This window comes from Nonomuraea rhizosphaerae, assembly GCF_019396405.1.
Classification (GTDB): domain Bacteria; phylum Actinomycetota; class Actinomycetes; order Streptosporangiales; family Streptosporangiaceae; genus Nonomuraea; species Nonomuraea rhizosphaerae.
On the sequence record NZ_JAHKRL010000470.1, the window covers coordinates 1 to 10,652 of the forward strand.

General features: G+C 70.1%; 7 protein-coding genes and 1 pseudogene. 5 read left to right on the top strand and 3 right to left on the bottom strand.

The genetic code is table 11. From position 1 onward, the window contains the following. Nucleotides 1-2,500: sensor histidine kinase (locus KME77_RS24095; RefSeq protein ID WP_219471212.1), on the bottom strand; the 2,500-nt coding region annotated here is incomplete at its 3' end. Between the two features lie 345 nt (nucleotides 2,501-2,845). Between KME77_RS24095 and KME77_RS24100 the strand changes: the two genes are divergently transcribed. The 5 genes from KME77_RS24100 to betA all read left to right on the top strand — a co-directional run bounded on the left by KME77_RS24100 (nucleotide 2,846) and on the right by betA (nucleotide 9,622). After that, a complete protein-coding gene (locus KME77_RS24100) occupies nucleotides 2,846-3,973 on the top strand; it encodes a quaternary amine ABC transporter ATP-binding protein (RefSeq protein ID WP_219471213.1) in 1,128 nt (375 codons plus the stop codon). After that, nucleotides 3,970-5,976 (top strand): ABC transporter permease, encoded by a 2,007-nt coding sequence (locus tag KME77_RS24105; RefSeq protein WP_219471214.1) that lies wholly within the window; start codon nucleotides 3,970-3,972, stop codon nucleotides 5,974-5,976. The genes KME77_RS24100 and KME77_RS24105 overlap by 4 nt, the downstream gene beginning before the upstream one ends. 49 nt (nucleotides 5,977-6,025) lie before the next feature. Further along, complete coding sequence (locus KME77_RS24110) at nucleotides 6,026-6,994, top strand: ABC transporter substrate-binding protein (protein WP_219471215.1); 969 nt, start codon at nucleotides 6,026-6,028, stop codon at nucleotides 6,992-6,994. A 64-nt stretch (nucleotides 6,995-7,058) separates the two neighbouring features. After that, nucleotides 7,059-7,997: an ABC transporter substrate-binding protein gene (locus KME77_RS24115; protein WP_219471216.1), complete on the top strand. Its 939-nt coding sequence runs from the start codon at nucleotides 7,059-7,061 to the stop codon at nucleotides 7,995-7,997. Continuing rightward, on the top strand, nucleotides 7,973-9,622 hold the full coding sequence (betA, locus tag KME77_RS24120) for a choline dehydrogenase (RefSeq protein WP_308250873.1): 1,650 nt from the start codon (nucleotides 7,973-7,975) through the stop codon (nucleotides 9,620-9,622). The genes KME77_RS24115 and betA overlap by 25 nt, the downstream gene beginning before the upstream one ends. Here betA and KME77_RS24125 read toward each other — a convergent pair. Both KME77_RS24125 and KME77_RS24130 read right to left on the bottom strand, forming a co-directional pair. Next, nucleotides 9,604-10,416: an ABC transporter permease gene (locus KME77_RS24125; RefSeq protein WP_219471217.1), complete on the bottom strand. Its 813-nt coding sequence runs from the start codon at nucleotides 10,414-10,416 to the stop codon at nucleotides 9,604-9,606. The genes betA and KME77_RS24125 overlap by 19 nt on opposite strands. Next, nucleotides 10,413-10,652 (bottom strand): annotated as a pseudogene (locus KME77_RS24130) (daunorubicin/doxorubicin resistance ABC transporter ATP-binding protein DrrA); the annotation flags it as partial. The gene KME77_RS24125 and the pseudogene KME77_RS24130, both read right to left, overlap by 4 nt.

Below are 10,652 nucleotides of genomic sequence, written 5' to 3' on the forward strand. Positions count from 1 at the left end.
GCTGGTAGCCGGCGAGTCTGCTGCGCAGCCGGTCGGGTGAGACCGGGGGCGCGGGCGGCCCGGCCGACGGGGCCGCCGAGCCGGGCACCAGGTTCGCCCTCGGCGTCCGCCTGGGCAGTCCGGAGGTGGTCGTCCCGCTCCGGGCGGGATCGCCGACCGTTCCGGCGGCCCGGAGGCCGCCGTCGGCCGGTGAGGACCACACGTGGCCGCGCTCCTCCGGGATGAGCGTCGGCTTGGTGAACCAGCTCGACCCTGCGTCGGCATGGGCCTGCGGGGACGGAACGGACGGATATGGGTCGAACCGCACCGGCGGCCCCGCCAGGTCGGGCAGCGACAGGTCCGCCGAGTGCGACTGACGCGAGCTGAACCACGACGACGGGTCGGGCGGGACGAGGTTGATCGGCTGGTCCAGCGAGGAGCCCGGCGAAGGGGGCAGCGGCTGGTCCAGTGAAGGGTCGTACGAGGGGTGCCCGAAGCCGGGCATCGCCGGGGTGGCCTGCATCGGCACCCGCGCGAACGGCGGCGGCTCCGGCGGCGGACCGGGCACGGCGGTCAGCAGCGTGTCCGGGATCAGCACCATGGCGTTCAGCCCGCCGATGTCCTGGCGGCGCAGTTGCACCCTGATGCTGTGCCGCAGCGCCAGCCTGCCGACCACGAACAGGCCCATCCGCCGCGAGACCGACACGTCGACCGCCGGCGGGGTGACCAGCCGCCAGTTGGCCTGGTCCAGCTCCTCCGGGCTCATGCCGATGCCGTGGTCGGAGACCGCGACCATCAGCCCGCCGCCGTCGATGCGGCTGCTGGTGACGACGACCCTGGTGTCGCGCGAGGAGAAGGAGACCGCGTTCTCGATCAGCTCGGCCAGCAGGTGCACGACGTCGCTGACCGCCTGGCCGGCGACGGCGACCTCCGACTGCGCCTGGACGCTGACCCGGTCGTAGCTCTCGACCTCGCCGAGCGCCGCGCGTACGACGTCCATCAGCTCGACGGGCTCGGTCCACTTGCGCGCCGCCTCCTGCCCGGCCAGGACCAGCAGGTTCTCGCTGTTACGGCGCATGCGGGTGGCCAGGTGGTCGAGCTTGAACAGGTCGCCGAGCCGGGTGTCGTCGCGTTCGCCGCGCTCCAGCCGTTCGATCAGCGTGAGCTGCCGTTCGACGAGGGTCTGGCTGCGCCGCGACAGGTTGACGAACATGGCGTTGACGTTGGAGCGCAGCCGCGCCTCGTCGCCGGCCAGCCGCACGGCCTCGCGGTGCACCTCGTCGAAGGCCCGCGCGACCTCGCCGACCTCGTCCTTGGAGAAGACGCCGATGGGCGGCACCTCGGCGTTGATCGCGCCGTCGCGGGTCTCGCGCAGGTGCCGCACGAAGTCGGGGAGCCGCCGTCCCGCGATCTCCAGCGCCTCCCCGCGCAGGCGGCGCAGCGGGCGTACCAGCGATCTGGCCACGCCCGTGGTGATCAGCAGGACGGCGACGAGCAGGGCGAGCACGGCGCCGGCGACGAGCAGGGCGCGCTGCCGCTCGGCCGCGCTGAGCGCCCCGCTGCGGGCCACGATGCCCGCGGCCTGGCGTCGCTCGATGGCGCGGAAGGAGTTGACGACGACGGTGCTCGCGTCGTACCACTGCCTGGCGTCGTCGCGGTTGCCCTGGTCGAGCCCCTTGAGCGGGAGCCCGGCCGTGGCCCTGATCAGCACCAGCTCGCGCAGGAACAGCATGCTGTCGGCCGTCCTGCCGTTGACCGTCTCGTCGAAGAGGCGGCGCTCGGCGGCCGTCGCCTCCGCGCTGACGGCCTGGCGCTCGTCGCGCTCACGCGACAGCACGCCGAGGAACCGCTTGACCTGCTCCTGGTCGAGGCTTCCCCGGACGAGGGCGACGGTGAGCATCGCCTGCTGGAGCGAGACGCTCTCCTTGGCGTGGGCGAGGGCGTCGAGCATGCGGGTCTGGCGGAACAGCTCGTCGTCCTGGCTGCCCTTGACCAGCTCGTTGTGCACCGACAGCAGCTCGTTGATCACCGTGGTGTAGAGCTCGACGCTGGCCGTCGGCAGCAGGTCGGCCTCCAGCGCCTGGCCGCGCAGGCCGGTCAGGTCGTTGAGGCGGCTGAGCATGGCCGCGATCTGGTCGGCGGTGCGGCCGGTGACCCCCTCCAGCAGTTCCTGGGGGTCGGCCCGCACCGCCTTGGCGCTCTCGTCCACCTCGTCCATCTGGTTGCGCACGACGGCGCGCCCCGTCACGGGCCTGCCTCGGGCGATGTACCACGACATCCGGGCGCGTTCCCCGGCGATCCGGTGGGTCAGCTCGCCGACCTGCTGGGACAGTCGCGCGAGCTGGTTGGTGCGGGCGTGGTCGGCGGCCGCGCCCGCCGAGGCGATCACCTGGATCCCGCCGAGCAGCACCGCGGCGGCCGTGGGGACCAGGATGAGGGCGACGAGCCGCGCCCGGACGCGCCAGTTGCGCAGTCGCCAGCCGGCCTCGTCCGCCTGCCGTTCACCCAGCTGTGTACTCACCGCACGTTACCTCTCGCCCGAAACGGCGGACAGGAAGGGGCGCCTGGGACCCCTGGGAAAATCAGCGAGTGAAGGTAATTTGAACACATACCTACTCAGTGGCCAACCGACGATAACGCTGCAAAAGTTGACCAGAGTGACGCATGGGAAAGAACCTGGGGTCCCATTTATGTTGCCCTTTGGGCGAGAAATAATCCCCCAAGTGAACAAGTGTCCGCTTGTGGGCGATTGGAGCGCTCCAAACCTGTAACACCAGGAAAGCACGGAGGTCTCCGGCAGGTCACGCTCGTTGAGATTTGCGTTATCGCAGGCTTATGTTGAGGCCCGTCGAGCAAGGAGGCGAGTGTGGGGGATTCTCCCGACAGTGCGGCCATAGACGTCAACGGGCTCTGGAAGATCTTCGGCCCAAAGGCGCAGAAAGTGCTGGACAGCGATGACAAACATCTGGAACCCACCGCGCTGAGGGAGAAGACAGGGTGCACCGCCGCCGTCCGTGACGTCAGCTTCGCGGTACGGCCCGGCGAGGTGTTCGTCGTCATGGGACTGTCGGGAAGCGGCAAGTCCACCCTCGTCCGCTGCCTGACCAGGCTGATCGAGCCGAGCGCCGGTGAGGTGAGGATCGACGGCGAGGACATCGGCCGGGCCTCCCCCGCCCAATTACGCGAGATCCGCCGCCACCGCGTCAGCATGGTGTTCCAGCATTTCGGGCTGCTGCCGCACCGGCGGGTGATCGACAACGTCGCGTACGGGCTGGAGGTCCAGGGCGCCGCCAAGGCCGCCAGGCACGAGCGCGCCGGGGAGATCCTTTCCCTGGTCGGCCTCGACGGTTACGCCGACGCCTACCCCGACCAGCTCTCCGGCGGCATGCAGCAGCGGGTGGGCCTGGCCAGGGCGCTGGCCGTCGACCCCAAGGTGATGCTGTTCGACGAGCCGTTCAGCGCGCTCGACCCGCTGATCCGCCGCGACATGCAGGCCGAGGTCATCCGCCTGCACCGCGAGGTCGGCAAGACGATGGTGTTCATCACCCACGACCTGTCCGAGGCGCTCAAGCTGGGCGAGCGCATCGCGATCATGCGGGCCGGCTCGATCGTGCAGCTCGGCACGCCGGAGGAGCTGGTGGGCGCGCCCGCCGACGACTACGTGGCCGACTTCGTGCGCGACGTGCCCAGGAGCCACGTGCTGACGCTGCGCTGGATCTGCCGGCCCCCGGAGGCCGGCGAGCCGCTGGACGGCCCGGCCCTGCCGGCGACCACGGTGATCAAGGATGCGATCGGCCTGATGTCGTCCTCCTCCCGCCCCGTCCGGGTCATGGACGGCGAGGAGCTGGCCGGGGTCGTGGACCGCGTGGACATGCTCAGCTTCCTGTCCGGCGAGGACACGAGCCAGAGCACGGGCCAGGACACAGCCCAGAGCACAGGCCAGGACACGGGCCAGGACACGGGCGGCGCGCGGGACGCACGGGCGAGCGCATGAGCACCACGGCCGTCACCACCCCCTCCAGGCTGCGGATCCCCAGGTGGGCGGCCCCGGCCGGGATCACCCTGCTGATCGCCGTCGCCTACCTCGTCTTCCGCGGCACGGGAACGCTCCCGCACGACAAGGAGGCGCCGCAGTTCCTGGCGCTCACCGACCTGCGCGAGTGGATCGACGACCACCGCAACTCCAACCCGGTGTTCCTGTTCTTCCTCAACTACATCCGGATCTTCGTCGGGTCGGTCTACACGGCCTTCCTCTCCGTGCTGACCGCGCTCGGCTGGCCGGGGCTGATCGGCGTGATGGGCGCGCTGGCCTGGCTCGCGGGCGGGTGGCGGATCGCGCTGGTGGCCGTCGCCGGGGTCGCCTCGTTCGGCGTGCTCGGCCTCTGGGAGTCCAGCGTCGAGACGCTGGCGCTGGTCGCGGCGGCGGTGCTGCTGTCACTGGCGATCGGCGTCCCCCTGGGCGTCTGGGCGGGGCTGTCGTCGCGGGTGCGCGGGGCGGTCACCCCCGTCCTGGACGTCATGCAGATCATGCCGACGTTCGCCTACCTGGCGCCGCTCGTGCTGTTCTTCCACATCGGCGCGCCGGCGGGCACGATCGCGACGATGATCTACTCGATCCCGCCGGCCATCCGCATCACCGCGCTGGCCATCGAGCAGGTCTCCCCCACCGCCGTCGAGGCCTCCACGTCGCTGGGCGCCACGCGCCGGCAGACGCTGTTCAAGGTGTACCTGCCGCTGGCCCGCTCCACGATGGCGCTGGCGGTGAACCAGACGATCATGATGGCCCTGTCGATGGTGGTCATCGCGAACCTGATCTCCGCCCCCGGCCTCGGCGGCGACATCATCCGCGGCCTGTCGCGCGCCCAGGTCGGCATCATGCTGCCGGCCGGCATCGCGATCGTGGTCATGGCGGTGACGCTGGACCGGATGATGATGGCGCTGGCCCGCGAGGGAGCGCCGCCGTCCGGAGGAGGAGCGGCGGGAGCGCAGCGACCAGAGCGACGGGGGAAGGACGGCGGATCCCAGCGACCGAGCCGCCCCACGCAGTGGGGCAATAAGCACAGCGGGGTTAGCCTGGCTGGGGCCGCTGTGCTGGCTGTCGCGGGGATCGTGCTGAGCCGGGTGCTGCCCGCCGAGTGGCCCGCGAACTGGACGGTCAACTTCGTCGCCCAGGTCAACGACGCGGTGCGCTGGGCCGAGCTGACCTGGTACGACGTCACGACCTTCATCAAGGACACCACGACCGCCCTCCTGCTCAACCCGCTGGAGGGGCTGCTCACCTCGGCCCCCTGGTGGCTGGTGGCCGTCGCCGCGCTGCTGCTCGCCTGGCGGGTGAGCGGCCTGCGGCCCGCGCTCGTCGCGCTCGGCTGCCTGCTGGCGATCGCGCTGCTCGGCATCTGGGAGCACGCCATGCAGACGCTCACCACGGTCGCCGTCGCCGTGCTCGTCACGCTGGTCATCGGCCTGCTGCTGGGCGTGGCGGCGGCGCGCTCGCCCCGCTTCTCGGCCGTGCAGCGCCCGGTGCTCGACGCCGCGCAGACCATGCCCGCCTTCGTCTACCTGCTGCCCGCGCTCGCCCTGTTCGAGACCACCAGGTTCACCGCGATCTTCGCCTCGGTCATCTACGCGGTGCCGCCGGTCGTGCGGCTGGTCGAGGACGGCATCAGGGCCGTGCCGCCGACCGTCGTCGAGGCCGCCGCCTCGGCCGGCTCCACCTCCGGCCAGCTCCTGTGGAAGGTGCAGCTGCCGATGGCCCGCCGGGCGATCCTGCTGGCCGCCAACCAGGGCATCGTGATGACGCTGGCCATGGTCGTCGTGGGCGGCCTGGTGGGGGCCGGGGCGCTCGGCTACGACGTGGTCGTGGGCTTCTCCCAGCGGACCGACTTCGGCATGGGCCTCGTGGCCGGCGTCGCGACGGTCCTGCTCGGCGTCATGCTCGACCGCGTCACGCAGGGCGCCGACAGGCGCCCGGCCTCCCGGACAGGGGCCTCCCATTGACCTCCGCACAGCTCCACCCCCCATCCCACCCCATGCTCAGGGAGATTTAATGAAAATTCGCCTGATCGCAGGCCTTCTGGCGCTCGGGCTCGCCGCCGCGGGGTGCGGCGGCGCCAAGGTCGGAGAGCCGTCCAGCTCCGCGGCGCCGCAGGGCCAGAGCAGCGCCTCCGGCGCCGGAACCGTCAAGATCGCGATCAATCCGTGGGTGGGGTACGAGGCCAGCGCCAACGTCGTCGCCTACCTGCTGAAGAACGAGCTCAAGTACCAGGTCGAGCTGCCCGAGATCAAGGAGCAGCTGGCCTGGGAGGGCTTCGAGACCGGTGACGTGGACGTCATCATCGAGAACTGGGGTCACCCCGACCTCGTCAAGAAGTTCATCGACGAGAAGAAGGTCGCCGTCTCGGCGGGCTCGACCGGCAACAAGGGCATCATCGGCTGGTACGTCCCCAAGTGGATGGCCGACAAGTACCCTGACATCACCGACTACAAGAACCTGAACAAGTACGCCGACCTGTTCAAGACCTCGGAGTCCGGCGGCAAGGGCCAGCTCCTCGACGGCGACCCGAGCTACGTCACCAACGACGAGGCCCTGGTCAAGAACCTCAACCTCAACTTCAAGGTCGTCACCGGCGGCAGCGAGGCGGCACTGCTCAAGTCGGCGACCCAGGCGCAGGACCAGCAGAAGGCGCTGCTGTTCTACTTCTGGACCCCGCACTGGATCTTCGACAAGGTCGACCTCGTCCGGGTGAACCTGCCCGCCTACACCGAGGGCTGCGACGCCGACCCCAAGAAGGTCGCCTGCGACTACGCCGAGCTCGATCTCGACAAGATCGTGAGCAAGAAGTTCGCCGACACCGGCGGCAAGGCGTACGAGCTGGTCAAGAACTTCAAGTGGACCAACGAGGACCAGAACGCCGTCGCCAACGACATGACCAACAACGGCATGACCGGCGAGCAGGCGGCCAAGAAGTGGATCGACGCCAACCAGGCCAAGTGGCAGGCGTGGATCCCGAAGTGACCCCCGTCCCCTGACCGTTCTTCTGACCGTGGCCCCCGGCCGGGCCACGGTCGTGGAGCCTTCCATGCGAACCACAACCATCACCGGGCCGCTGGTCGCGGCCCTCCTGCTGACGGCCTGCTCCAGCGGGGAGCCGTCGCGGCCGGCCGCCGGGTCGAAGGGCACGGTGAAGATCGACATCCACGGGTGGGTGGGGTACCAGGCCCAGGCCGCGGTGCTGGCGTACCTGCTGGAGCACGAGCTGGGCTACACGGTGCGGACACGTCAGATGACAGAGGCGGATTCCTGGAAGGGTTTCGCGAACGGCGACGTCGACGTGATCGTCGAGAACTGGGGTCACAACGACCTCAAGAAGGAGTACATCGAGGAGAAGAAGGTCGCGCTGTCCGCGGGGCTCACCGGGAACAAAGGCGTGATCGGCTGGTACGTTCCCGAGTGGATGGTCACGCGATATCCCGACATAACCAACTGGCGAAGTCTGAACAAGTACGCCGCCCTCTTTCGTACCGCTAAATCCGGAAAACGCGGTCAGGTCCTCGACGGCGATCCGACGTTCGTCACCAATGACGAGGCGATCGTGAAGAACCTCGGCCTCGATTTCCGCGTGATCTACTCCGGCAGCGAGGACGCCCTCATCAAAGCGGCGCAGACGGCCACCGAGGACCGCACGCCGGTGCTGATGTATTTCTACGAACCGCAATGGCTGTTCACCAAGGTCAAGCTCGTCAAGATCAACTTGCCCGCCTATGCCATCGGCTGCGACGCCGTGGCGGCGAAGGTCGCCTGCGACTATCCTCCGTATCTGCTGGACAAGATCGTGAGCAGGCGGTTCGCCGAGACCGGCGGCAGGGCGTACGAGCTGGTGCGCAACTTCTCCTGGACGAACGACAACCAGAACGCGGTCGCCGGCGACATGATCAACGGCGGCCTCGACGCCGGCCAGGCCGCCAAGAAGTGGGTCGAGGAGAACAAGATCGTGTGGAAGGACTGGATCCCCCGTTGAGGTACGACTTCGTCATCGTCGGCGGCGGCTCGGCCGGCTGCGCGCTGGCCAACCGCCTCAGCGCCGACCGCTCGGTGTCGGTGCTGGTGCTGGAGGCGGGCCGGCCCGACTATCTCTGGGACGTCTTCATCCACATGCCCGCCGCGCTGATGTTCCCCATCGGCAGCCGCCTCTACGACTGGAAGTACGAGTCGGAGCCCGAGCCGCACATGAACGGCCGCCGCGTCTACCACGCGCGCGGCAAGGTGCTGGGCGGCTCCAGCAGCATCAACGGGATGATCTTCCAGCGCGGCAACCCGCTCGACTACGAGCGCTGGGCCGCCGACCCGGGCATGGGGAGCTGGGACTACGCGCACTGCCTGCCCTACTTCAAGCGGATGGAGCACTGCCTGGCCGACCCGGGCTCGGACTTCCGCGGCGACGACGGGCCGCTCATGCTGGAGCGCGGGCCGGCGAAGGGGCCGCTGTTCAAGGCGTTCTTCGAGGCCGTCCAGCAGGCCGGGCACCCGCTCACCGACGACGTCAACGGCTACCGGCAGGAGGGGTTCGCCGCCTTCGACCGCAACGTCTTCCGCGGCCGCCGGCTGAGCGCCGCCCGCGCGTACCTGCACCCTGTGATCCACCGCCGCAACCTGACGGTCAGGACCAGGGCGTTCGTGGAGAAGATCATCGTGGAGGGCACCCGGGCGACCGGCGTGATCTGCGACGGGGAGCGCGTCGAGGCCGGCGAGGTGATCCTGTGCGGCGGCGCGATCAACTCGCCGCAGGTCCTTCAGGTGTCCGGCGTGGGCCCGCGCGCGCTGCTCGAACCCCTGGGCATCAAGGTGGTCCACGACCTGCCGGGCGTCGGCGAGAACCTCCAGGACCACCTGGAGGTGTACGTCCAGCACGCCTGCCTCGAACCGGTGTCGCAGCAGCCGTCGCTGGCCATGTGGCGGCGGCCGCTCATCGGCGCGAACTGGCTGTTCCTGCGCGGCGGCCCCGGCGCCACCAACCACTTCGAGGCGGGCGGCTTCATCCGCTCGAACAACGACGTGCGCTACCCGAACCTGATGTTCCACTTCCTGCCGATCGCGGTCCGCTACGACGGCTCCGCCCCCGCCGGAGGGCACGGCTACCAGGTGCACATCGGGCCCATGTACTCCGACGCGCGCGGGTCGGTCCGCGTACGGTCGGCCGACCCCCGGGACAAGCCCGCGCTGCGCTTCAACTACCTGTCCACGGACCAGGACAGGCGCGAGTGGGTGGAGGCCGTCAGGCACGCCCGCGACATCCTGTCCCAGCCCGCCTGGGACGGCCTGGACGGCGGCGAGCTGTCCCCGGGGCCGACGGTCCGCACGGACGAGGAGATCCTCGACTGGGTCGCCAGGGACGCCGAGACGGCCCTGCACCCGTCGTGCACCTGCAAGATGGGCACCGACGAGATGGCCGTGGTGGACCCGGCGACCATGCGGGTGCGCGGCCTGGACGGGCTGCGGGTGGTGGACGCCTCGGTCATGCCGTACGTCACGAACGGCAACATCTACGCGCCCGTCATGATGGTCGCGGAGAAGGCGGCCGACCTGGTGCTCGGCAACACGCCGCTGCCGCCGGAGCCGCTGGAGTTCTACCGGTCCAAGCGCTGATAGAGGCGTACGGACAGCACGAAGAACACCACGGTCAGCGCCACCGGCCACACCACCGCCATCGTCAGGGCGTGCTGGGCCACCCAGGAGTCGCCGCCCCATCCGGGGTTGCCGAAGAGCTGCCGGGCGGCGGCCACGGTGGACGAGAGCGGGTTCCACTCCGAGACCGCGCCCAGCCAGCCGGGCATGGTGCCGGGGGCGACGAACGCGTTCGACAGGAACCCGATCGGGAACTCCAGCGTCTGGATCGCCACCACGGCCTGCGGGTCCTTGGCCAGCAGCCCGAGGAACATCCCCGCCCACAGCAGCGCGAACCGCAGCAACAGCAGCAGCCCCACCCCGCCGAGCAGCCCGCCCGCGCTCTCCGGCCGCCACCCCACCGCGAACCCGCAGGCCAGCATCCCGGCCAGCACCAGGACCGAGTGCAGCAGGTCGGCGACGGCCCGCCCGATCAGCACGGCCGAGGGCGCCATCGGCATGGACCTGAACCGGTCGGTGACGCCCCTCGACAGGTCCGTGGCGACCGCGACCATGGTCGCCCCAAGCCCGAAGAGCATCGTCATGCCGTACATGCCGGGCATGAGGAAGGAGAAGTAGTCCGCCCCCTCCGGCACGTCCACCGCGCCGCCGAACAGGTAGCCGAACGCCAGCGTGATCATGATCGGGAAGCCGACCCCGAACACGACCGTCATGGGCTGCGCCCGCCAGTGGACCAGGTCGCGCCGGGCCACGGACCAGCCGTCGGCCAGCGCCCAGCGCATCCGGGAGACGGGCCCGTCGGCGGTGATCGTCATGAGCTCTCCTCGGAGTGAGCGGTCAGGTTCAGGAAGACCTCGTCGAGCGTGGGCCTGCGCAGCGCGACGTCCTCGGCCTCGATCCCGGCCGCCGAGAGGGCCGCCAGCACCTCCGTGAGCGCCTGGACGCGCCCGCTCACCGGGGCGCTGACGCGGCGGGTGTCCTCGTCCACCTCGGCGGGCGCGGCGGCCACCCGGCTCACGACGGCGGCCGCCTGAGCCAGCCGGGCCGCGTC

Excerpts from the sequence above, each read along its gene's own strand:
- KME77_RS24105 (WP_219471214.1), top strand. The coding sequence starts at position 3,970 with ATGAGCACCACGGCCGTCACCACCCCCTCCAGGCTGCGGATCCCCAGG.
- KME77_RS24115 (WP_219471216.1), top strand. The coding sequence starts at position 7,059 with ATGCGAACCACAACCATCACCGGGCCGCTGGTCGCGGCCCTCCTGCTG.
- KME77_RS24110 (WP_219471215.1), top strand. The coding sequence starts at position 6,026 with ATGAAAATTCGCCTGATCGCAGGCCTTCTGGCGCTCGGGCTCGCCGCC.
- KME77_RS24125 (WP_219471217.1), bottom strand. The coding sequence starts at position 10,416 with ATGACGATCACCGCCGACGGGCCCGTCTCCCGGATGCGCTGGGCGCTG.